Genomic DNA, 21,573 nt, shown 5'->3' on the forward strand with positions numbered 1-21,573 from the left:
CGGCAGGTGGGTAGTTTACCTTTGCCGCTCTGCTCCACCGAGGCGGGGTGCGTTTTGGGTGCTTTCAGACAAGGAAGTAGCAACAAGAAAAAAATCAACAATCCCTGTACATCGAACCTCTATATAAATCCCGCCGCACTGACGCACTGACGGCTCAATGACTCAGAGCCCAGACGCCTTGATCCAATCAAAGGTATTCCTGATACCTTCATCAAACGAGATTTTCGGCGCCCAGCCTAAATCCCTGGAAGCCCGGCTGACATCCAGTACGCTCACCGGAACGTCCATATTCCTTCCAGGAAGGTAGTTGACATCGATACTCGAGCCGACAACCGCCTCCAACGAAGCGATGATTTCCTTGATACTGATTCCGCGACCGGAACCAATATTGAAGATCTTTTCCTTGTAGGAATTGAACAGTGCCAACTCGATCGCATTAACCACGTCATCAATGTAGACGTAGTCCCTGACAACCGAGCCATCCCCCCAGACATCAATAGGCTCATCATGGATGATGTGACGGAAGAACGCAGCAATAACGCCCTGGTTTTTCTTGTTGGTCTGATAAGGACCGTAAGGGTTTGCCACCCTTAGCACACAATAATCGAGACCATAAAGATGGTGGTACAGCGACAAATACTTTTCTATCGTGAGCTTGCTGACGCCATATGCGGTGATGGGGTCATTAGGTGCACTTTCAGGTGTCGGCACCACGGAAGGTACCCCGTAGACGGTCCCCCCCGACGAAATGAAGATGACCTTCTTCACTCCTGAGTTGACGCAGGCATCAAGCAAGTTCAGCGTTGATACCACGTTGGCCTCGAGGTCCGCGACCCTGTTCACGTTCGCACTGGCCGGCGTGGTTGCGTTGACCAGATGGATGACCGTGTCACAGTCGGCAATGGCGTTGGAGACCTGATTGACATCCGAAAAATCACCTTCAATCCAGCGGCACTGTTTGAATGCCCCCGGATAAAGAGGATTTCTGCCAAACGCTTTCAGGTTCGGCATCTTCGAACCAAGCACCTCGCACAACCGGGAACCGATAAAGCCACTGGCCCCCAGGATGATACAGCGCTTATTGAGAGGCATGTGCTTGCTCCAACCTCAATGACGAGGTGCTGATATGCAACAGCGCATCACTTAGTTTTTGAGCTTCCGCTTCCCAACTGGAATGATTGGCGACCTTGATACCTTCCTCGCGAATCGCCGAGTGCAGTTTCGGGTTGGTGAGCAACTCGCAGATACCGTCGGCAAGGTCTTCCACGATAGGACGCTTCAGTACGGCGTTACTTTCATTCAACAGCCACTCCGTGCACGGATGCTTGTTACTGACCACCGGTACACCACAGGCCATCAGCTCCAACGGCAACAGCGACAGGTTGGTAAAGGACAAGACCAAAGCGACGTCGCACTGATTATAGAGATCAGGCAACTCTGCAACGTTCAAGGTGCCGGCATTCAGATGCTCGAACGGGATTTCGTAGTTTGAAACATCCCATCCCGCGAAGATCACCTTCACGTTCGGCAGGCGCTTGACAACTTCGTGCAAGGTCAGCAAGCCGAGTTCGAAAGCCCGTCGCTGGGTAGGCGGCCTGGCATAGAAAAAGACGCGCTTGATCTCAGGCTCCCGACGTGGCATCAGGCGATACAGCTCACGCTCGTAAGAGAAACTGACGGGGAACGTTTCAGCACCGTACTCTTGCGACAACTTATCGGACAACCAGGTACCGGCCGTGATCGCAGTAAAACCAAACGAATAGGTGGCTTCCGCCATGGCAGACTCGGAACCCACGGCGTAAAAGTAGGGTTCAAAATCCTGGACGAAATAACACTTGTGCCGGGTGCCTTGAAAATTCTTCACATAGTAGGCGGTCTGCCAGGAAGTGGCGACCGAGTACTCGGCATCCGGGATCCCTTCGATGCCATCGTACACCTCGGCCTTGAGCGGGAAGAACCATTCGGAAATCTGTGCTTTGGCCTCGGCGACGTTATACGGCGAGTGCCCGCCGACAATGATCACACGGCATTCAAACCCGAGCTTTTCGAGCAAAAACATGAATCGAAAAATATTCAGGTGGCCGCCCGACCCACGCCCGTAAGGCGGGATGAACCAGTTTAGGGTTCGTGGGGACGTTGCCTTCGCAGGCGGCTTGCCAAACGGCTTGTCGAGCACGAAATCGTAAAAACCCAGCACATCGGTTTTTCTGAAAATCGCTACAGACGATGTATTAACAGTGGAGCTGACCTTTCTTGTCAAAGACAGCAGCCCATGCGCTTTGTAGTAGGATACCGCCTGGCGCCACTTGTAAGAAAGCATCTGAAAATTCATAACATGTTCCTTCACTGCGACTGCGCAAACAATTTTTTGTCCCTAGAGATCTTCGACCTGACGTAGCTCGGAATTCTTTCGCCGCGTGCGCCAAGGTAATGACCGAAAACCCGCATGAAGTTATCAAGCACCGCAAAGGCCACCACGAATGGCTTGCGTCGTAACAGCCCAATGCTGCGCGAGTAGGAGATATCACGGCGGCTTAGCGCCATGAACGACTCTACCATCGGCTTCAAACCAGGTGAAAGGATATAGCCGAAGAACCTTTTGAATGCATAACTTTCATCAAAGCTTCTCTGGAACCGCTCAAACAGCCCGTAGTCGTGAGAGTGGTAGACAACCGCTTCTTCTGAATACGCCTTGAGAAAACCTGCCTCGATGATCGATTTGGCCCAGGACTGATCTTCAGCAAAATCCACATCCGGGTAGGGTATCTTTTCCCACACCGACCGGCGAAGCAGCGCATTGTTGTCGGAGAAGAAATGGAGGAACTGCTTGTAACCCAGATCGGCTTCGTAACGGGCGCTGTCTTCGAGAAATACCAACGGTGCATCCCGGAAGCCGGAGAAGTGCAACTCAAGCTCTCGCTTGGTAAAGATAGAGGCGTGATCATAGGCGACATGCCGTCCAAATACGCCAGCAATGCGTTCATCTTGCTCGGCCGTCTCAACTAGCGACTTGAGCCAGTTGTCCTTGACGGGCTGAGCATCATGCGTGATGACGGCAACGAACTCACCGGATGATTGTTCAATTGCGTAATTGCGAGACTTCCCATGGCCGAAATCCGAGGGCAGGATTTCAATAAGCTTTACAGGGGGCTTGCTTCTCACAAACTCCAGGGTGCCATCCGTTGAGCCCGAATCTATGACAACGATCTCAAACGGCCAGGGCGTACTCTGAGACAGCACGGAGTTCAAAACAGCCTTGAAAACCGCACCTGGGTTTTTAGTCGGTATGATAACCGAAGCTTTGAATTGAGTCATAATAATCCACCTAAAGACTCCCAATGGTACCAATTACGACGCAATTCAACCACTTTTTTCCTTAAGGGCAGTGATTTGGGCTTCCAAAACCTCGATTAATTTGTCTCGGTAGGTTATCTGCGCAAAGGAGTTTTCCTTCTCGGCCTCATGCAGTCCCCGCAGCTCTTCGATCAGCCTGTCTCGGTACTCCACTTGTTCCACCGCATTCTGCTTCTCAGCGGCGAGCCTGCACCCCAGATCGGCGAGCTGGCTGCGGACGATGGACTCTCGAAAGGATGACTTTGCGTGAGCCCGCTTGTAGATGCTGTCAACGGCTGGAGAAAAGGCGGACGCCGCCCCAGGGGACGAACGGATCAGATCGGTAATGAAATCCAGGATGAGTTGAGTCTTCAGCGCCGTCAGCGGTTGCTTGCGCCCGCCGTCCGCCTCGAAAACACCAACCACTCGTTCGACATTACCTCTCAATAGTGAAAAGTCACTGAACAGAATGCCGTGCCCCTCATTCGAAAAGTATTCGGTGATCTTGTGAGAGTATTTACCCACGTAAGAAAAATTCTTGACCCCGTAGGCGTTGGAAATAATATTTCCGTGCAAACTTGAACCGATGAAGCCATGGCTGGCGGCAATCACCGCAACTTTCTGCTCCAGCGTGATCTCAGGAAACCTTCCCCTGCTGACCAATGGATAGCCGGTAATGTCGGAGAGCTTTTCAAGATAATCCGTGTCTCCCAAGCAACCACCTATCTCGATCAGCACGAACGGCTTGCCCACGCGCTGCTCAATTTCCTTTAGCGTTTGCGCAGCGATGTCGACCGGCTCACAGACATCACCATGCCCCTGAAAGCAGAGATAACCCTGTTCGAATTCAGGCAGCATCGCACGCACCAGATCATCACACTTCGCTTGCGGCAAGAACGACGGAATGGCATGCACGAAATCCGGCACTATCGAGATAGGGACATCAACGCAGGGCTGCAGATAAGCCGCACTTCTGGAATCTCGCAGCGCGATAGCCTTCAGGCGTGAAAAGCTGTTGGTCAAAAACTCGCGAAAGTCCCCTTCCACCTCGTAGGGCAGCCCCGCAGCCAATACCCCCAAGCGCCTGGTACCGCTGACCGTCGGTGAAAGAATCGAGGTGAAGGTCAATGCTGGCGTTTGTTCGCCATAGATGGCGTACAACGAATAATCATCATCGCGCAGCAAGTCGCCGCCCCCTATCAGCACCCAATCAAAAGGCGCGACGGCATCCTCGGCATCCAGCGCGTCAATATTTTTATACTGACACTGATCACTGTAAAAATAGGCACCTTCAGTAGGGCTGAAACAATGATATTCAAGCTGATTTTCCGCCCCATGAATCGACGCAAAAAGACGACTCGTCACCCAGGGAAACAGCAAGTCACCCAGATTATCAAGATCAAATGTACCTACTTGAGCGATTTTCATGTTAGATACTCAAATTCCACGGTTGAGTTCAGGTCGAACAACCCGATTATTGTTTTATCCGCCAGAATCGTCAGCTTCGCTGCCTCATAGCGCCTGTCGAGCGGGGTACTGACACCGTCTACGAAATTGGAAAGCCCCAGTGACAGCGAATACTCGCCCGGGGCCAGACGGAACGTCTGCTTGAAGGTCGCCGTAACGACCGAACCACTCGATTGTCGGCCAATAGGGCTGTTTAAATAATAGCTATTGCCACTGTAGAGCTCGATGCCACGCCGATCTTTTATGTAAAACCCGACGACTGGATTTTCAACCGCTTGAGCGAACTCCAACCTGACTCTGATTTCCACCGCCTCATCATTCTGAATCGCGCCGTCGAGTTTTTCCCCGGCGCTGTCATAGAGCCCGAATTGCGTAATCAGCGCCTGCTGGTTGCCATAACGGTATTCGGCCTCCTGCTCTTGCTGGCGCTCGACCTCATGATTGAGTTCATCGACGAGGTGATGGTTTTCCTCGTCCTGATGCTCGATGACCTGGTTGACACTTTCAGTTTCACTCTCATCATGGGCATTGATTCGAATGTATTCGTTTACCACGACTTTTGGGTCGCCTATCTTCAGCAGTTGGCCTTTATGCAACAGCAACGCTTTATCACACAGCAACTTCACTGAGGTAACATCGTGAGAGACGAACAGCAAGGTCACGCCGTCCTCTTTCAACTTCTTGAGGCGCTCGAAGCATTTTTGCTGAAAAAATACATCGCCGACGGCCAATGCCTCATCGATGATCAGAATTTCCGGCGCACTGTGGATGGCTACCGAAAACGCGAGCCGTATGAACATGCCGCTGGAGTAGGTTTTCACCTGCTGATCAATGTATTCCTCAATTTCCGAGAAATCGATGATCGCCGGTATTCTTTCGTCGATCTCACGTCTGCTCAGGCCAAGGATCGAACCGTTCAGGTAAATGTTTTCCCGCCCGGTGAACTCGGGGTTGAATCCCGCGCCCAGTTCCAGCAGTGCCGCCACGCGACCGTTGCAGGCAATGGAACCTGTAGACGGTGAAAGCGTGCCGCAAATCATCTGAAGCAGTGTCGATTTACCGGACCCATTTCGACCGATAATACCAACGGAGTCACCTTTGTTGACCTGAAAACTGAGAGGGTTCAACGCCCAGAAATCACGGTAGAACTTTTTCTTGCTATTAAAGAAACGACGATAGACAAATTGCTTCAACCTGTCTTCGGGTTTTGCATAGACGTGATAATTCTTGGAAACTTCGTCAACAATGATGGATGGCGTAGGAGCGACATCTTGAGTATTAGAGGACATCTGCAAACCCCTTCCGCGCCTTTTGAAAAACAGAATATCCGATCCAGAAAATGACGATACTGGCAACGATGGAAACACCATAATCCGCCACGTCAAAAAGCTTGCCGTCGACCAGCACCGCGCGCGCCTGCTCGATGATGTTGGTCAGTGGATTGAGGCGTAACCATGGCTGGAACTGCTCAGGCAGCGCGCTGACGGGGTAAAAGATAGGGCTGAGAAACATCAGCACACTGGTCAGGACACCGATCAACTGCCCGATGTCCCTGAGGTACACACCGGCTGCAGCCAGCAGCCAGAGAATACCCGCAGTGGAGAGCAACAACGGGATGAGGACGATCGGGAACAGAATGGCCGTATAAGGGAGAACTTCCTTGAAAAAAAGTTGTGCCAACAGCAAGACGATCGAACTGATAAAAAGTTGAAAGAGCGACACGCCGATAGCCACAAATGGCAGAATTTCGAGAGGGAATACGATTTTCTTCACGTAATTGGCGTTTGATACGATTATTTGCGGCCCTCTGAGCAAGCACTCCGCAAAGAACGTATACACCATCAGCCCCGCAAACAACATAATGGCGAAGTCAGCCTTGTTGGTAGGGACAACGTTGTTCCACCTGGACTTGAACACTTCCGAGAATACAAAAGTATAGACCCCCAACATGAACAAGGGCGTAAAAAACGCCCACCCCAGGCCAATGAAGGACTCTTTGTACTTGACTTGAATCTCCCGCTTAACCATGCCAAGAATCAATTGGCGGTGCCGGCTAAACGATCGTAATATTGCAATCATCTTCTAATCCAGTTATCCAGAAATCCATGCGCCTACCGACGCCTCGTCCATCACCGTGCATTCTATAATTTCCTGGGCATGATGTCCTGATTTCTTCCCCAGGGCGCCCAGTGTCCGATTCATATTTTGTTCAGGAAAATAGCCAGGCCCAGTCCGAGCGTACCGAAAAAAGTCTGCCTATAAATACCCAATCGGCAAAACAGGTAGCATCGCTTTGCCAAGCCTGATTGCCTGGCCTCCACGAAGCCATCAAGCAATACAAGGTTCTCTTGGGTCAACCGCTGCCGATACAGGGCCAGCCCCGTGATGTTATCGTCACTCCACTCTTTCAGAACCCCTTTGAACAGCCTTGCCAGCCGCTCGAATCGGCTGGCGATCGATACATTGGCCCCAATGGCATTCGCCCCGTGCTGCCGGTAGAAAATCATGGGGACGTCATCATAGTGAACCCTCCCCCCTACGCTGGTCACCAGCAGGTAGGACCACCAGTCATGGGCGGCCAGCCGTAACTGGCGGGGCGTAGAGGCCAGCAGTTTGCAGGCTGCCTGGTTGATGATCATCGTATTGCCCGCCGCGATATTCTGTACCAGGGCATTCCTGAAGGAGGGAGCCTTCGAGAACCTCGGCGATAACCCCACAGGGTGCCCTGCCTCATCGGCGATGGTGGTGCGGCCACAATACAACTGGGGGATGCTGGCGTCGCCACCCTCGAAAAAAGCCATGCCCCGGGCAATTTTTTGCGGGTACCAGAAATCATCCTGGTCACAGAAGGCATAAAAATCAGCCTTGCCGCAGGCATGATTCAATACGTGAAGAAAGTTCCTGGTAAATCCTTGACGCGGACCCGAGATAATCTCGAGACGCCCCTCGAACTTGTCCCGGTAATGATGCAGTACCGCCAGGGTCGCGTCATCGGAACCGTCGTCGGAGGCATAGATGACCCACTCCTTGTGAGTTTGCTCACCGATCGAATCCAGCTGGGCAGACAAGTACCTGGCCCCATTGTATGTACACATCAGTATCGCAACTGTTTGCATAAACCCTCACTCAAGACCCTTTATTCGTCAATGAAACTATTTGGTCTCGTCTCCGGCACCAAACCAGTAAGCACCCACGAATAATGGCGTATAAGCCAAGGCCAGAACCGCTGCGCCATTCGCCCCGCCTACCCCCACCCACAGAGCGAGTGGAAACAACCAGAAAATCGTGATACCCGCATAGGCCACCGTCACTACTTTATGACTTCGAAACTGCCTGGATGCGATTTGATAGCAATGACTGCGGTGTGCCTCATACACGCGCTTACCGCGCAAAACCCTCGCCACCAGGGTCCATCCCGAATCAACGATGAACACGCCGGCGAGGATGAGCCAGCAAAAGAAGTAGAGTGTATTTACCGCAGCAGCTTGCAATGAAAAAAGCCCGATAACGAGCCCGAGGAACCCGCTGCCAACGTCACCCATGAAGATCTTTGCCGGCGGAAAATTCAGCACGGCAAAGCCCATCACAGCCGCCGTCAACATGACAGGCATGACGGCCAGTTCGGGGTGGCCGGACCCCATGTAGATAGCGGCCGCCCCGAGACATATACAGATGGCCTCGGCACTTGCCAGCCCATCGATACCGTCCATGAAATTGTACAGGTTGAGCATCCAGGCAAGGTAAAGCGTGGTGACAATGCCTGCCAACCAGGTCGCTTCGACCGTCAGCCCAAGGATGTCGACGACCGGAATATGAAAGCCCCAATATACCGCCCAACCAGCGGCGACCAGATGACTCAACATTCGCCACTTGGCAGGCACATGGCCACGATCGTCAGCGAAGCCGACCACCCCGGCCAAACCTCCTGCCCCGAGGTAGCCAATAGCTTGATCAAGCGTCAACAGGCCATGCAAGCAACACACGGGCACCAGAAGCAAAAATATCAAAAAGAATGAAATGCCCCCTCCCCGCGGGGTTGGCAAGGCGTGCGACGAGCGGTTGTTCGGTATGTCCACCAACTTTAAAACAGAGGCATTGAAGCGGACCCAACGCGCGATGCAGTACGACAAGACCATCACCAGCACGGCCCAACCTGAAACAATCATTTAGCGTGTTCCTTGAAAGCCTGGACCGTGGTGTAAAGACCGAACTCATAGCGATGGGGAGGCGCCCAACCCAACCGCTCTGCGTTCTTTTGTACATCCACCTGCAGCGACCCTGTCAATCTGGCAAGGGAAGAAAATCTGCCGGCCATGACCTTCAGGACAAAGGACGGCACAGGGAATGCAAATAGCCGAACATTGAACGCCTTTGCCAGCGCACTCAAGAGTTCGACGGTAGACAGGTCCTCGCCGTCGCTCACCAGAAAAGCTTCATTTTCAGCGTTGGGATTGCCCAGGCAGGTCACAACGAGATCGGCCAGATTTTCGACGAACACCAGGCTTCTCTTATTCTTGATAGCGGCAACCGGCATGGGCACTCGCAGCGACACGGCGTGCATCATTCGTTGGAAATTCGCGCGCACGCCCGGCCCATAAACCAATGGGGGCCGGATGATCGTGATGACCATATCCGTGGTTCTGGAAAGTTCTTTCAACTGAACTTCCGCATCCACCTTGGATTGAGCGTACGCGTCCTTCGGCGCATAGGGGGCCTGCGCATCGAAAGGCTTACCCAGTGGAGTCGATTCCCCGTGCACCTTCACCGAACTCAGGTAAATGAACTGCCTGACTCCGCTCGCTGCAGCGGCCCTTGCCAGCAATAGCGTGCCGTCTACATTAAGGCGTGAAAACTCGGCCTGATCACAATCGTGCTGGCGCATCACGTGTACACGAGCCGCGCAATGCACCACGGTGTCGATGTCCTCCATCCGCGGCAGGTGCTCCGCCTCTGCCAGCACGAATGCCCGAGCCTCGAGCCCGCCACTCCATTGCTGGGGGGATCTCACCGCTGCAATCGGCTCCAGGCCATCCTGTACCGCCAGCCGGGACAGCACATGACCGCCTACCAGCCCCGTTGCACCGGTGACCAACACCTTTCGAACGCTCATCGTGGCCTCCGAGTGAAGGCGCAATAGATGCAAACAAGCAGAAGAAATAATTTGTCTCGCATACGCCGCCTGCAACGAGTGAAATTCAATGCAATAAAAAGATACTCACGAAAACCGGGCGTCGCTTGTTTCTTCAGCAGGCCCATCTCCTGCTGACCGAAGAGGCGAATCATCAGAAATACTTGAGCAAACCACCAGCCAGCACTGATTTTTCGAAACCGGGCATATAAAGAAGCCAGTCCAACATTGGCGCCCACCACGTTTTCAGCATGCTGCCGATAGCGCATGGAGGTAACAGGGTCGATGTACCAGGTAAACCCTCTGCTCCGGGCAAATGCGTAGAGACACCAGTCATGCAGCGACACCTGCTGCACCTCGTCTTCATGGGCCAGCAGCAAATTCCTGAACGCCGTCGCAAGGCCTTTGCTGAATACATAAGTACAGCCTGGCCCTGCGGCTTCAAAATAATGGTCCCACTTGACTTGAGGCTGTGCCTTATCAATGAGTGCTTCTCGCCCATCAGCCCAGAAGGCCGTCACGTTACTGGAGTACGCCTGAACGCCCTTGCTATCCAGCGCTTGAACAGCGCGATGCAGCTTGAGGTCGTCCCAGATATCATCCTGGTCAGAGAGCGCAACGTAATCAAAGCCATCGAGCGTTACGTCCCGAAAGAGCCTGAAAAAGTTCTGCGAGGCGCTGCCGAGTGAAACAGCGGGCAACAGGGTGAGATTCGCATGATGTTGCGCATACACACGACACCACTCGAAAGTTTCATCTGTGGAACTGTCCACGCTCACGAAGATACTGACATCCACGTGAGCCTGGGCCTGGATGGAGGCAACCTGAGCTTCGATCCAGGGATACCCATTATGCGCGGCCAATAACACGGCGATTGTCGGCCCGGCACTGGACTTGAGAGCGCCCTGCTCCCTACCGACCATGACTGGCCGCCGTATGAGCGCTAGCCAAGCCACGAACAAACCCACTACCAGGAATCGAATTTGTCATGTAACCATCAAGACCTAAAAAAAACACGGGGAACAGGGGCGACAGCGGGGTCTTTGGCAAGAGAGACATCGGTCGGTATCGGGTGACGCTTGCCCGCAGGTGGCTGGAAATACTACCGTCATCGGCCTGGAAGCCGGTACTGACGCGCTTATTCTATAGAACGCCCTGACCGCTTCGACAGGTAAATATGGACTGAATATTTCGACCGCGCCTTCGCGAGAGGCTGAACACCCGCGGGTTGGACGCTCGTTCGGCGAAAACGTTTCACACCGTTGGAATCAATAGCCAACCCTCTTCTGGGTCGCTGCCCATGAAGCGGCATAGCCTGCTGCAGCGAATGCTAAATACGCTTGTGGCGATACCTGCCGCGCCACAGAAGCACAACAGCAAGGGCTGGACCGATGAGGGCTCCGATCAGAAGCGCAGCCACCATCAACACCGAAACCGGAATATTGGGAAGGTTGTAGCCAAGGAAAACCAGAGAAACCGGCGACTGGTTCTCGAGCGTAAAAATCAGGACGACTGCTACCACCGCCAGCACCAGCAGTGCCAGCACCAGTTTTTTCAATTTATGCACCATTCGCTCCAAGCTTGTCAGGCACGCACCTGTTCTTCTTCCTCATTCACGCGATCTCTCAGCTCTTTCCCCGGCTTGAAATGCGGCACAAACTTCCCATCCAAGCTGACCGACTGCCCGGTCTTCGGGTTACGCCCCACCCGCGGCGCGCGGTAGTGCAACGAAAAGCTGCCAAAGCCGCGGATCTCGATCCGGTCCCCGGTTGCCAGGCACTGGGACATCTGTTCAAGCATGGTCTTGATGGCCAGTTCCACATCCTTGGATGAGAGCAAGCCTTGATGGGTGACAATACGGTCAATCAGTTCAGACTTCGTCATATTTTTCCCTTCTTTATCAAGAAGCTAGACAATCGCTTCAAAGGTTTTAGCATGGCTGGAGGGATTTGAACAGCCCGCATATTGACTTGTTGCAAACCTTTACGGTAGATGCACCCGCGCCGACGACACTCCGAGCCTCATGACTGCTTGCATTTCACCACCAGGCTGCGACTCGATACCCCTGCAGGATTGATACCAAAGGGATAGTCCGGCGTGTCATCCGTCAAATCAGTGCTCTTGGCCAGTACGCTATAACCGCGCGCACCGCACGCCTGCTCCGCCTTCTCATAGCACTTGTCCCACGAAGACGTGATGCCTGAGCAATTGATATGCAGCGTGGCCACCCCCTTTACTTCATGGGATGACATCGTGGCCGCGCACCCCGACAACACCATGAGCGCAGTCATCAGCAACGTTCCTTTCATTCCCGGTTCCTTGTGTCGCCCCCAAAACGCGCACCACTCACTGGCTGTGGTGTCCGCACGCCCTGTTTTAGGTAGACAACTGATTTCACTGGAGATTCTTTCTGCAAAAGGATTTCTTGCAGACGGCTAGGGTGACGCCCCGCGATGACCGTTTAATGTAGCCACGCTGAGAAGTTTCGCTCATCGCAGGCCAGGAGAGCGCCTGCAACAGCCAAGGCACCCCATGGAGGCGCCTTGGCACGGCCAGTCAGACCGGCGTCACACTTTTGGCCTGAGGACCCTTCGGCCCATTGGCGTCGATATCAAACGTGACGGCCTGGTTCTCAACCAGCGACTTGAAGCCATCGACCTTGATTTCCTTGAAATGCACAAACACGTCCGGCCCACCACCATCGACCGTGATGAACCCGAAGCCCTTTTCATTGTTGAACCATTTAACTTTACCGGTAGCCATATGCTGTTCCTTGGAGGTGTCGGGCAAGCCACCGGCTTACTCCGCGACCTCGATATTGATTGCGTAAAGCCTGCCGTCCGGGCCCTCCTGGACCTCGTAGGTGACGGCCTGCCCTGGGATAAAAGTGGGACCACCTTCCACGCTGGATTTGACCCTGAAAAAGACTTCACGGCCATCGGCGTCATTAGTGATGTACCCGATACCCGCCCTGGAAGAATCGAGCGGTCCATCCGCGTGCGCTTCCATGGCGACCTACTCGATTTCCACGTCGATAGCCTGTTCGCCCTTGGGGGTGCGCTCGACGTTGAAGGTGACTTTCTGGCCCTCGGCCAGGCTCTTGAAGCCAGGCGCCTTGATGGCCTTGTAATGGACGAACAGGTCCTTTCCGCTCTCGGATGAGATAAAGCCGAACCCCTTGTCGTTGTTGAACCACTTGACGGTGCCTGTCGGCATGGAACGATCTCCTTGAAAAACCAGATATGCAGATTGCAGGAATCTGCGTGCATCCTGCGGGAACATGAGTGGATCCGGACAGGTACAGGAGATAGTGCGCGAGGGTGTGCAGAGGATCAACGAAGGGATTGTTTCAAAAATGGACGGTGTGGGAGGCGTTGACGGACGGCGTGATATGCGGTGATGGAGGGTGTAGGAAAGAAGATAACAGCGCGGAAGGAACAGCAAATCGCAGGCATGAAAAAGGGCGACCGAAGCCGCCCTTTTTCTTAATGGTCAGTCAGAACTCAGTTCTGCTTTTCCATTTGAGCACGCAGCAGGTCACCCAGGGTGGTTGGACCGGTTGCGATGTCCGAAGCAGCTGGCTTGTCGCGCAGGCTCTGGATTGCTTCTTTCTCGTCTTCAACGTCTTTCGACTTGATGGACAAGTTGATCACGCGCGACTTGCGGTCAACGCTGATGATCTTGGCTTCGACTTCTTCGCCTTCCTTCAGAACGTTACGCGCGTCTTCAACGCGGTCACGGCTGATTTCGGAAGCTTTCAGAGTGGCTTCGATGTCGTCGGCCAGGGTGATGATGGCGCCTTTGGCATCAACTTCTTTAACGATACCGCGAACGATAGCGCCTTTGTCGTTGACAGCAACGTAGTTGGAGAACGGATCGCTTTCCAGTTGCTTGATGCCCAGGGAGATACGCTCACGCTCTGGATCAACCGACAGGATCACGGTGTTCAGCTCATCGCCTTTCTTGTAGCGGCGTACTGCTTCTTCGCCAGCTTCGTTCCAGGAGATGTCGGACAGGTGAACCAGACCGTCGATGCCGCCGTCCAGACCAATGAAGATACCGAAATCGGTGATCGACTTGATGGTGCCGGAGATTTCGTCGCCCTTGTTGAACTGGCCAGAGAAGTCTTCCCATGGGTTCGACTTGCACTGCTTGATGCCCAGGGAGATACGACGACGCTCTTCGTCGATGTCCAGAACCATGACTTCCACTTCGTCGCCGACTTGTACGACTTTCGAAGGGTGGATGTTCTTGTTGGTCCAGTCCATTTCGGAAACGTGTACCAGACCTTCAACGCCTTCTTCCAGCTCAGCGAAGCAGCCGTAGTCGGTCAGGTTGGTCACGCGCGCCATGACGCGGGTGTTCTCTGGGTAACGAGCCTTGATAGCAACCCATGGGTCTTCACCCAGTTGCTTGAAGCCCAGGGAAACGCGGTTGCGCTCGCGATCGTACTTCAGAACCTTGACGTCGATCTCGTCGCCAACGTTGACCACTTCGGAAGGGTGCTTGATACGCTTCCAGGCCATGTCGGTGATGTGCAGCAGGCCGTCCACGCCGCCCAGGTCCACGAAGGCGCCGTAGTCGGTGAGGTTCTTGACGATACCTTTGACTTGCTGGCCTTCCTGCAGGGATTCCAGCAGAGCTTCGCGCTCGGCCGAGTTCTCTGCTTCCAGGACGCTGCGACGGGAAACGACAACGTTGTTGCGCTTCTGGTCCAGCTTGATGACCTTGAATTCCAGCTCTTTGCCTTCCAGGTGCGTGGTGTCACGAACCGGACGGACATCAACCAGGGAACCAGGCAGGAACGCACGGATGCCGTTAACGTCGACAGTGAAGCCGCCTTTAACCTTACCGTTGATAACGCCCTTGACCACTTCTTCGGCGGCGAAAGCTGCTTCCAGAACAATCCAGCACTCGGCGCGCTTGGCTTTTTCACGGGACAGCTTGGTTTCGCCAAAGCCGTCTTCGACCGCGTCCAGCGCAACGTGAACTTCGTCACCGACCTTGATGGTCAGCTCGCCAGCTTCGTTGTAGAACTGCTCGAGCGGGATGACGCCCTCGGACTTCAGACCAGCGTGGACAGTAACCCAGTCACCGTCGATATCGACAACGATACCGGTGATGATCGCACCTGGTTGAAGGTTGAGGGTTTTCAGGCTTTCTTCAAAGAGTTCTGCAAAGCTTTCGCTCATTTTAATTCCTGTAGATTTGGGCGGAGAAAACGCCCATCAGCCGCACTCCAGACAATGCGGGTTCGTTCATAGTAAAGAAAGCGCACGGGCTAGGGACTGGTTTCCCGTGAGCTTTCTGGTCACCCGGCGATATCGCGGATTGCGATTTCGCTCATGATGCGTTCCAGCACCTGCTCGATGGACAATTCCGTGGAATCCAGCTGAATGGCGTCGGCCGCCGGTTTGAGCGGGGCCACCGCTCGCTGGGTGTCGCGTTCGTCACGCGCACGTATCTCATCTAGCAGACTCGACAGACTAACATCTTCGCCTTTGCCCTTCAACTGCAAGTAACGTCGACGCGCACGTTCCTCGGCACTGGCGGTCAGGAAGACCTTCAGTGGCGCATCGGGGAACACCACGGTGCCCATGTCACGGCCGTCGGCGATCAGCCCCGGGGCCTCGCGAAAGGCGCGCTGACGCTGCAGCAAGGCTTCGCGCACGGCCGGCAGGGCCGCGACTTTCGAAGCGCCGGCGCCGGCGGTTTCGGTGCGAATGACGGTGCTGACTTCATCGCCTTCCAGAATGATGCGCTGCAACTGACCTTCGGTCGCGGCGATGAACTGAACATCCAGATGAGCGGCCAGCTGAGCCAGCAGCACTTCATTGTCCAGGGCCACCCCATGGTTGCCGGCATTGAAGGCCAGCAGGCGGTACAAGGCGCCGGAGTCAAGCAGGTTCCAGCCCAGGCGCTTGGCCAGGATGCCGGCCACGGTGCCCTTGCCCGAGCCACTAGGGCCGTCGATGGTAATTACTGGCGCGTGGGAAATCACGACTTGCCCTCTTCGGTTACACGGATCCCGACCTGGCCACACAGCGCCAGGAAGTTGGGAAAGGAGGTGGCGACATTGGCGCAATCGAGGATGCGCACCGGCCCGCTGGCCCGCAGCGCCGCCACACTGAAGGCCATGGCGACGCGATGATCGCCGTGGCCCTGGACTTCGCCGCCGCGCAGCGCGCCACCGTCGATGATTATGCCATCTTCGGTTGGCTGACAGGTTACACCCAAGGCACTGAGGCCATCGGCCATTGCCTGGATGCGGTCCGACTCCTTGACCCGCAGCTCCTGGGCGCCGCGCAGCACCGTACGCCCCTGGGCGCAGGCGGCGGCAATGAACAGCACAGGAAATTCATCGATGGCCAGAGGCACAAGCGCCTCGGGAATCTCGACACCCTGCAGTGCGGCCGAGCGCACATGCAGGTCGGCCACGGGCTCGCCGCCCACCTGCCGCAGGTTTTCCAGGCAAATGTCGGCACCCATCAGTTTCAGGATGTCGATGACACCCGTGCGGGTCGGGTTGACCCCCACATGCTCCAGCACCAGGTCAGAGCCGTCGGCAATCGACGCGGCCACCAGGAAGAACGCGGCCGAAGAAATATCACCCGGCACTTCAATGCGCGTGGCTGTCAGGCCATGGCCGGATGCCAACGACACAGCGCCACCCTGGATGGACACCGGGTAGCCGAAGCCGCGCAGCATGCGCTCGGTGTGGTCGCGGGTCGGTGCAGGCTCCGTCACACGGGTTTCACCCAGGGCGTACAAGCCCGCCAACAGGAGGCTGGACTTAACCTGGGCACTGGCCATCGGCAAGGTGTAATCAATCGCCGTGAGGCGCTGCCCACCCTTGATGGTCAGCGGCGGCAGGCCATTGAGGCCGGTGTCGATCTGCGCGCCCATTTCCCGTAGCGGCGCGGCCACGCGGCTCATTGGCCGCCTGGACAACGACGCGTCACCGGTCAGCACACTGTCAAAGCGCTGAGCCGCGAGCAAGCCGGCCAGCAGGCGCATGGACGTACCCGAATTGCCGACGTAGATCGGCCCCGGCGGCGGCTGCAGGCCATGCAGGCCAACTCCGTGGATCGTCAAACGACCGTGGTGCGGGCCTTCGATGACGACGCCCATGTCCCGGAAGGCCTGCAAGGTTGCCAGGGCATCTTCCCCCTCCAGGAACCCTTCCACTTCGGTGGTACCGTCCGCCAGTGAACCGAGCATGATCGAACGGTGGGAAATGGACTTGTCGCCCGGCAGGCGCACGCTGCCCGACACGCGGCCGCCCGGCTGCGCGATGAAATTCAGGCCCTTGGCCGGGCGCTTGTCCACGTAGGCACGGCGCGCGAGGATCTTGCCGAAATGTTCGCGGGCGACCCGGGCGCGGGTGAATACCCCAAGCATGTGGTGCCCATCACCGGCATCCACGGCATCGCGCAGGGCATCCAGGTCACTGCGGAACGTGTCCAGGGTGCGCAGCACGGCCTCGCGGTTGGCCAGGAAGATGTCGTGCCACATTACCGGGTCGCTGCCGGCGATGCGGGTAAAGTCTCGAAAGCCGCCCGCGGCATAGCGGAAGATTTCCAGGTTTTCATTGCGCTTGGCCAGCGAATCCACCAGGCCGAAAGCCAGCAGGTGCGGCAGATGGCTGGTGGCGGCCAGCACTTCGTCATGGCGCTCGATGGCCATGTGCTCCACATCGGCGCCCAAGGCGCGCCACAACGCGTCCACGACCGACAGCGCACGCGGCGCAGTCTCTTCCAGCGGCGTGAGGATAACCTTGTGACGACGGAACAGCTCGGCGTTGGAGGCTTCCACCCCGCTCTGCTCGGAACCGGCGATAGGGTGGCCAGGGACGAAATTGATCAACTGCGCTGGCGCCAGCACCTCGCGGGCCGCACGCACGACGTTGCCTTTGGCGCTGCCCACATCGGTGAGTATCGCGCCACCCAGGTCAAGCACCGCCAGCCGGGCCAGGAGTTTCTCCATGGCCAGGATCGGCACCGCCAACTGAATCACGTCGGCACCCTGGCACGCGGCAGCCAGGTCCTCTTCGCAACGGTCTACCACCCCCAGCTCCACCGCCAGCTTGCGCGACTGCGGGTCCAGGTCCAGCCCGACCACCTCGCCACACAGGCCACTTTCACGCACACCCTTGGCAAACGAACCACCAATCAGCCCAAGGCCGACGACTACCAGACGGCCGATCAACGGCGCGGGTTTTGCAACGAAGGAAAAATCAGGCACGAGCCAGAACCTTGCTCAGCGCTTCCAGGAAACGGGCGTTTTCGGTGGGCAGGCCAATGGTCACCCGCAGGTGATTGGGCATGCCGTAGTTGGCGACAGGGCGCACGATCACACCTTCCTGCAACAAGCCCTGGAACACCGGCGCGGCCACGCGGCCCAGGTCGATGCAAAGGAAGTTGCCCTTGGACGGGATCCAGCCCAGCCCCAGTTCGCGGCAACCGTTCTCCAACTGCTGCATGCCGAACTCGTTGAGCTCGCGGCTCTTGGCCAGGTAGTCGCTATCGGCCAGCGCCGCGCAGGCGGCGGCCAGGGCCAGGCTGTTGACGTTGAACGGCTGGCGCACGCGGTTGAGCACATCGGCGATCACCGGCGATGACAACGCGTAACCCACGCGCAACGCCGCCAACCCATAGGCCTTGGAGAACGTGCGTGATACCAGCAGGTTGGGGAATTCGGCCAGGTAGTCCAGGCCGTCCGGCAGGTCGCCACCGGTGGCGTACTCGATGTAGGCCTCATCCAGCACCACCAGCACGTCCGTCGGCACGTCACGCAGGAACGCATGCAGTGCCTGGGCGTTGAACCAGGTGCCGGTGGGGTTGTTGGGGTTGGCTACGAAGACAATACGCGTATTGGCATCGATAGCGGCCAGCATGGCCGGCAGGTCGTGCCCCCACGCTTTCGCCGGTACCACGCGCGATTCCGCGCCTACCGCCTGGGTGACAATCGGGTACACGGCAAAGGCATGCTCGCTGAACACGGCATTCTGGCCGGGCGCCAGGTAAGCACGGGCCACCAGTTCGAGAATATCGTTGGAGCCATTGCCCAGGGTCACCTGACTGGCCTGCACGCGGCAGCGCTCGGCCAGCCGGGATTTCAGCTCGAACCCATTGCCGTCCGGGTAACGGGTCAGTTCGGCCAGCTCGTTGGCGATGGCTTCACGCACCTTGGGGCTGGCGCCCAGCGGGTTTTCGTTACTGGCCAGCTTGACGATGCTGGCCGGATCCAGGTTCAACTCGCGCGCCAGTTCGTCCACCGGCTTACCGGGCACGTACGGCGACAGCTTTTGTACGCCCGACTGTGCAAGGGCGAGAAAATCACTCATGACTAGACCTCGGAGCTAAAACCTCAAAGTACAGCTTTCGGGTAGGAACCCAGCACCTTCAGTGCGACGGCTTCCTGGCTGATTTTTTCCAGCACGCCCTTGATCAGTGGGTCACGGTGGTGGCCAACGAAATCGATGAAGAACACGTAAGTCCATTTACCGCTGCGCGACGGACGAGTCTCGATGCGGGTCAGGTCGATGCCGTTGTCATGGAACGGCACCAGCAGTTCGTGCAGCGCGCCCGGGCGGTTGCTCATGGACACGATGATCGATGTCTTGTCGTCGCCCGTTGGCGGTACTTCCTGGTTGCCGATGATCAGGAACCGGGTGGCGTTGTCCGGGCGGTCCTCGATCTTCTCGGCCAGGCGCTGCAGGCCGTAGAGGGTAGCGGCCATGTCACCGGCGATGGCGGCGGAATTCCACTCGCCCTTGACCCGCTTGGCCGCCTCGGCATTGCTGGACACCGCGATGCGCTCGACGTTGGGGTAGTGGGCATCGAGCCACTTGCGGCACTGGGCCAGTGACTGAGCGTGGGAATAGATGCGGGTAATGGCATCGGTCTTGGTGTTTTCACCGATCAGCAGGTGGTGGTGGATACGCAGCTCCACCTCCCCGCAGATGACCATGTCGTGCTCCAGGAAGCTGTCCAGGGTGTGGTTGACCGCACCCTCGGTGGAGTTTTCCACCGGCACTACGCCGAAATTGACCGCACCCGCGACCACTTCGCGAAACACTTCGTCGATGGCGGCCATTGGCTTGCTGACCACAGCGTGGCCGAAATGCTTCATGGCCGCCGCCTGGGTGAAGGTGCCTTCCGGCCCCAGGTAGGCGACGTGCAACGGGTTCTCAAGGGCCAGGCAGGAGGACATGACCTCGCGAAACAACCGCGCCATCTCTTCGTTGCTCAGCGGGCCCTTGTTGCGCTCCATGACACGCTTGAGCACCTGGGCTTCGCGCTCGGGCCGGTAGAACACCGGCTTCTCGCCTTCGGCCAGGGAAGCCATCTTCACCCGGGCGACTTCTTCCGCGCAGCGGGCGCGATCGCTGATCAGTTCGAGAATTTTCTCGTCCAATGTATCGATGCGGACCCGCAGGGCCTTGAGTTCCTGTTCAGACATCAGGCGTTTTCCTTTTCGAATTCGGTCATGTAAGTGACCAGAGCCTCGACGGCATCCAGGCCGAGGGCGTTGTAGATAGAGGCACGCATGCCACCGACCGAGCGGTGACCTTTCAGGTTCAGCAGGCCACGGGCGTCGGCACCGGCCAGGAAGGCCTTGTCCAGGCGCTCGTCCGCCAAACGGAACGGTACGTTCATCCACGAGCGGGCATTGTGAGAGATGGGGTTGGTGTAGAACTCGCTGCTGTCGATGAAACCGTACAGGCGGTCCTTCTTGGCGCGGTTGCGCACTTCCATCGCGGCCACGCCACCCTGCTCTTTCAGCCACTCGAACACCAGGCCCGAGAGGTACCAGGAATAAGTGGCCGGGGTGTTGTACATCGAACCGTTATCGGCTGCGATCTTGTAGTCGAGCATGGTCGGGCAGGCACTGCGGGCACGGCCCAGCAGGTCTTCGCGAACGATCACCACCACCAGGCCGCTGGGGCCGATGTTCTTCTGCGCGCCGGCGTAGATCATGCCGAACTGCGACACATCGATAGGGCGCGACAGAATGTCGGAGGACATGTCGACCACCAGCGGCACGTCACCGGTCTGCGGCACCCAGTCGAACTCCAGGCCGCCGATGGTTTCGTTGGACGCATAGTGGACGTAGGCGGCACCCGGGGTCAGGTTCCACTCGTTCTGGCCAGGAATGGCCAGGTAGTCGTAAGGCTTGGCGCTGGCGGCGACATTGATGTTGCCGTAGCGACGCGCTTCCTCGATGGCCTTCTTCGACCAGATACCGGTCTCGATGTAGTCGGCGGTGCCGCCTTCAGGCAACAGGTTCAGGGGGATCTCGGCGAACTGCTGGCTGGCGCCGCCCTGCAGGAACAGAACCTTGTAGTTCGAGGGAATGGACAGCAGGTCACGCAGGTCCTGCTCGGCCTTTTCGGCAATGGACACGTAGTCGTCGCTGCGGTGGCTCATCTCCATCACGGAGAGGCCCTTGCCGCGCCAGTTCAGCATCTCGGCCTGGGCGCGCTGCAGAACAGCTTCGGGAAGCGCAGCAGGACCTGCGCAGAAGTTAAAGGCTCGGTTGCTCACATCCACTCTCGCTCTGCTTGATGTCTATTTGCATTGGCCGAGGGCGGTGGTGCCTGCTTCCCCAGCTTCGCCCGCCCCCACAGAGAACCTCTGCGG

22 protein-coding genes are annotated in these 21,573 nt (G+C 56.8%); all 22 read right to left on the bottom strand.

Annotated features, from left to right (window positions below):
- Positions 1 to 162 precede the first annotated feature (162 nt).
- Positions 163 to 1,092, bottom strand: coding sequence for an NAD-dependent epimerase/dehydratase family protein (locus QBK88_RS14200; protein WP_277962480.1), 930 nt, complete (start codon positions 1,090 to 1,092; stop codon positions 163 to 165).
- Positions 1,079 to 2,332 carry a glycosyltransferase family 4 protein gene (locus QBK88_RS14205; protein ID WP_277962481.1) on the bottom strand — a complete coding sequence of 418 codons (1,254 nt, stop codon included), beginning with the start codon at positions 2,330 to 2,332 and terminating at the stop codon, positions 1,079 to 1,081. The genes QBK88_RS14200 and QBK88_RS14205 overlap by 14 nt, the downstream gene beginning before the upstream one ends.
- 11 nt (positions 2,333 to 2,343) lie before the next feature.
- Complete coding sequence (locus QBK88_RS14210; RefSeq protein WP_268149489.1) at positions 2,344 to 3,315, bottom strand: glycosyltransferase family 2 protein; 972 nt, start codon at positions 3,313 to 3,315, stop codon at positions 2,344 to 2,346.
- Between the two features lie 45 nt (positions 3,316 to 3,360).
- Positions 3,361 to 4,761: a polysaccharide pyruvyl transferase family protein gene (locus QBK88_RS14215; RefSeq protein WP_277962482.1), complete on the bottom strand. Its 1,401-nt coding sequence runs from the start codon at positions 4,759 to 4,761 to the stop codon at positions 3,361 to 3,363.
- Entirely contained in the window at positions 4,758 to 6,089 is a 1,332-nt protein-coding gene (locus tag QBK88_RS14220) for an ABC transporter ATP-binding protein (protein ID WP_277962483.1), read from the bottom strand. The genes QBK88_RS14215 and QBK88_RS14220 overlap by 4 nt, the downstream gene beginning before the upstream one ends.
- On the bottom strand, positions 6,079 to 6,879 hold the full coding sequence (locus tag QBK88_RS14225; protein ID WP_268149483.1) for an ABC transporter permease: 801 nt from the start codon (positions 6,877 to 6,879) through the stop codon (positions 6,079 to 6,081). The genes QBK88_RS14220 and QBK88_RS14225 overlap by 11 nt, the downstream gene beginning before the upstream one ends.
- Positions 6,880 to 6,998: 119 nt before the next feature.
- Positions 6,999 to 7,916, bottom strand: coding sequence for a glycosyltransferase family 2 protein (locus QBK88_RS14230; RefSeq protein WP_277962484.1), 918 nt, complete (start codon positions 7,914 to 7,916; stop codon positions 6,999 to 7,001).
- A gap of 36 nt (positions 7,917 to 7,952) precedes the next feature.
- The gene (locus tag QBK88_RS14235) at positions 7,953 to 8,966 is read right to left on the bottom strand and encodes an MraY family glycosyltransferase (RefSeq protein ID WP_277962485.1); all 1,014 of its coding nucleotides are present in this window, start codon (positions 8,964 to 8,966) and stop codon (positions 7,953 to 7,955) included.
- Positions 8,963 to 9,910: an NAD-dependent epimerase/dehydratase family protein gene (locus QBK88_RS14240; protein WP_277962486.1), complete on the bottom strand. Its 948-nt coding sequence runs from the start codon at positions 9,908 to 9,910 to the stop codon at positions 8,963 to 8,965. The genes QBK88_RS14235 and QBK88_RS14240 overlap by 4 nt, the downstream gene beginning before the upstream one ends.
- Complete coding sequence (locus QBK88_RS14245; protein ID WP_277962487.1) at positions 9,907 to 10,851, bottom strand: glycosyltransferase; 945 nt, start codon at positions 10,849 to 10,851, stop codon at positions 9,907 to 9,909. Before QBK88_RS14245 ends, QBK88_RS14240 begins: the two co-directional genes overlap by 4 nt.
- 407 nt (positions 10,852 to 11,258) lie before the next feature.
- Positions 11,259 to 11,486, bottom strand: coding sequence for a LapA family protein (locus QBK88_RS14250; protein ID WP_445764932.1), 228 nt, complete (start codon positions 11,484 to 11,486; stop codon positions 11,259 to 11,261).
- A gap of 26 nt (positions 11,487 to 11,512) precedes the next feature.
- The gene (ihfB, locus tag QBK88_RS14255; protein WP_268149473.1) at positions 11,513 to 11,812 is read right to left on the bottom strand and encodes an integration host factor subunit beta; all 300 of its coding nucleotides are present in this window, start codon (positions 11,810 to 11,812) and stop codon (positions 11,513 to 11,515) included.
- 137 nt (positions 11,813 to 11,949) lie between these two features.
- The gene (locus QBK88_RS14260; RefSeq protein WP_268149472.1) at positions 11,950 to 12,237 is read right to left on the bottom strand and encodes a hypothetical protein; all 288 of its coding nucleotides are present in this window, start codon (positions 12,235 to 12,237) and stop codon (positions 11,950 to 11,952) included.
- A 247-nt stretch (positions 12,238 to 12,484) separates the two neighbouring features.
- On the bottom strand, positions 12,485 to 12,691 hold the full coding sequence (locus tag QBK88_RS14265) for a cold-shock protein (protein WP_268149471.1): 207 nt from the start codon (positions 12,689 to 12,691) through the stop codon (positions 12,485 to 12,487).
- 36 nt (positions 12,692 to 12,727) lie between these two features.
- Positions 12,728 to 12,937, bottom strand: a complete 210-nt coding sequence (locus tag QBK88_RS14270; RefSeq protein WP_268149470.1) for a cold-shock protein — start codon at positions 12,935 to 12,937, stop codon at positions 12,728 to 12,730.
- A gap of 6 nt (positions 12,938 to 12,943) precedes the next feature.
- Positions 12,944 to 13,144 carry a cold-shock protein gene (locus tag QBK88_RS14275; protein ID WP_268149469.1) on the bottom strand — a complete coding sequence of 67 codons (201 nt, stop codon included), beginning with the start codon at positions 13,142 to 13,144 and terminating at the stop codon, positions 12,944 to 12,946.
- 287 nt (positions 13,145 to 13,431) lie between these two features.
- On the bottom strand, positions 13,432 to 15,120 hold the full coding sequence (rpsA, locus tag QBK88_RS14280; protein WP_008370720.1) for a 30S ribosomal protein S1: 1,689 nt from the start codon (positions 15,118 to 15,120) through the stop codon (positions 13,432 to 13,434).
- Between the two features lie 119 nt (positions 15,121 to 15,239).
- The gene (cmk, locus tag QBK88_RS14285; protein ID WP_158152657.1) at positions 15,240 to 15,929 is read right to left on the bottom strand and encodes a (d)CMP kinase; all 690 of its coding nucleotides are present in this window, start codon (positions 15,927 to 15,929) and stop codon (positions 15,240 to 15,242) included.
- Entirely contained in the window at positions 15,926 to 18,136 is a 2,211-nt protein-coding gene (locus QBK88_RS14290; RefSeq protein WP_277962513.1) for a bifunctional prephenate dehydrogenase/3-phosphoshikimate 1-carboxyvinyltransferase, read from the bottom strand. The genes cmk and QBK88_RS14290 overlap by 4 nt, the downstream gene beginning before the upstream one ends.
- Positions 18,137 to 18,164: 28 nt before the next feature.
- Complete coding sequence (gene hisC, locus QBK88_RS14295; RefSeq protein WP_277962489.1) at positions 18,165 to 19,274, bottom strand: histidinol-phosphate transaminase; 1,110 nt, start codon at positions 19,272 to 19,274, stop codon at positions 18,165 to 18,167.
- Positions 19,275 to 19,297: 23 nt separating this feature from the next.
- Positions 19,298 to 20,392: a prephenate dehydratase gene (pheA, locus tag QBK88_RS14300; RefSeq protein ID WP_277962490.1), complete on the bottom strand. Its 1,095-nt coding sequence runs from the start codon at positions 20,390 to 20,392 to the stop codon at positions 19,298 to 19,300.
- On the bottom strand, positions 20,392 to 21,477 hold the full coding sequence (serC, locus tag QBK88_RS14305; RefSeq protein WP_268149465.1) for a 3-phosphoserine/phosphohydroxythreonine transaminase: 1,086 nt from the start codon (positions 21,475 to 21,477) through the stop codon (positions 20,392 to 20,394). The genes pheA and serC overlap by 1 nt, the downstream gene beginning before the upstream one ends.
- Between the last annotated feature and the right edge of the window lie 96 nt (positions 21,478 to 21,573).

Source organism: Pseudomonas sp. RIT-To-2, from assembly GCF_029623465.1.
Taxonomy (GTDB): domain Bacteria; phylum Pseudomonadota; class Gammaproteobacteria; order Pseudomonadales; family Pseudomonadaceae; genus Aquipseudomonas; species Aquipseudomonas silvicola.

What these genes read in the sequence shown, in the direction of transcription:
- QBK88_RS14200 (WP_277962480.1), bottom strand. Translation starts at nt 1,092, where the DNA reads ATGCCTCTCAATAAGCGCTGTATCATCCTGGGGGCCAGTGGCTTTATC.
- QBK88_RS14205 (WP_277962481.1), bottom strand. Translation starts at nt 2,332, where the DNA reads ATGAATTTTCAGATGCTTTCTTACAAGTGGCGCCAGGCGGTATCCTAC.
- QBK88_RS14210 (WP_268149489.1), bottom strand. Translation starts at nt 3,315, where the DNA reads ATGACTCAATTCAAAGCTTCGGTTATCATACCGACTAAAAACCCAGGT.
- QBK88_RS14215 (WP_277962482.1), bottom strand. Translation starts at nt 4,761, where the DNA reads ATGAAAATCGCTCAAGTAGGTACATTTGATCTTGATAATCTGGGTGAC.
- QBK88_RS14220 (WP_277962483.1), bottom strand. Translation starts at nt 6,089, where the DNA reads ATGTCCTCTAATACTCAAGATGTCGCTCCTACGCCATCCATCATTGTT.
- QBK88_RS14225 (WP_268149483.1), bottom strand. Translation starts at nt 6,879, where the DNA reads ATGATTGCAATATTACGATCGTTTAGCCGGCACCGCCAATTGATTCTT.
- QBK88_RS14230 (WP_277962484.1), bottom strand. Translation starts at nt 7,916, where the DNA reads ATGCAAACAGTTGCGATACTGATGTGTACATACAATGGGGCCAGGTAC.
- QBK88_RS14235 (WP_277962485.1), bottom strand. Translation starts at nt 8,966, where the DNA reads ATGATTGTTTCAGGTTGGGCCGTGCTGGTGATGGTCTTGTCGTACTGC.
- QBK88_RS14240 (WP_277962486.1), bottom strand. Translation starts at nt 9,910, where the DNA reads ATGAGCGTTCGAAAGGTGTTGGTCACCGGTGCAACGGGGCTGGTAGGC.
- QBK88_RS14245 (WP_277962487.1), bottom strand. Translation starts at nt 10,851, where the DNA reads ATGGTCGGTAGGGAGCAGGGCGCTCTCAAGTCCAGTGCCGGGCCGACA.
- ihfB (WP_268149473.1), bottom strand. Translation starts at nt 11,812, where the DNA reads ATGACGAAGTCTGAACTGATTGACCGTATTGTCACCCATCAAGGCTTG.
- QBK88_RS14260 (WP_268149472.1), bottom strand. Translation starts at nt 12,237, where the DNA reads ATGAAAGGAACGTTGCTGATGACTGCGCTCATGGTGTTGTCGGGGTGC.
- QBK88_RS14265 (WP_268149471.1), bottom strand. Translation starts at nt 12,691, where the DNA reads ATGGCTACCGGTAAAGTTAAATGGTTCAACAATGAAAAGGGCTTCGGG.
- QBK88_RS14270 (WP_268149470.1), bottom strand. Translation starts at nt 12,937, where the DNA reads ATGGAAGCGCACGCGGATGGACCGCTCGATTCTTCCAGGGCGGGTATC.
- QBK88_RS14275 (WP_268149469.1), bottom strand. Translation starts at nt 13,144, where the DNA reads ATGCCGACAGGCACCGTCAAGTGGTTCAACAACGACAAGGGGTTCGGC.
- rpsA (WP_008370720.1), bottom strand. Translation starts at nt 15,120, where the DNA reads ATGAGCGAAAGCTTTGCAGAACTCTTTGAAGAAAGCCTGAAAACCCTC.
- hisC (WP_277962489.1), bottom strand. Translation starts at nt 19,274, where the DNA reads ATGAGTGATTTTCTCGCCCTTGCACAGTCGGGCGTACAAAAGCTGTCG.
- pheA (WP_277962490.1), bottom strand. Translation starts at nt 20,392, where the DNA reads ATGTCTGAACAGGAACTCAAGGCCCTGCGGGTCCGCATCGATACATTG.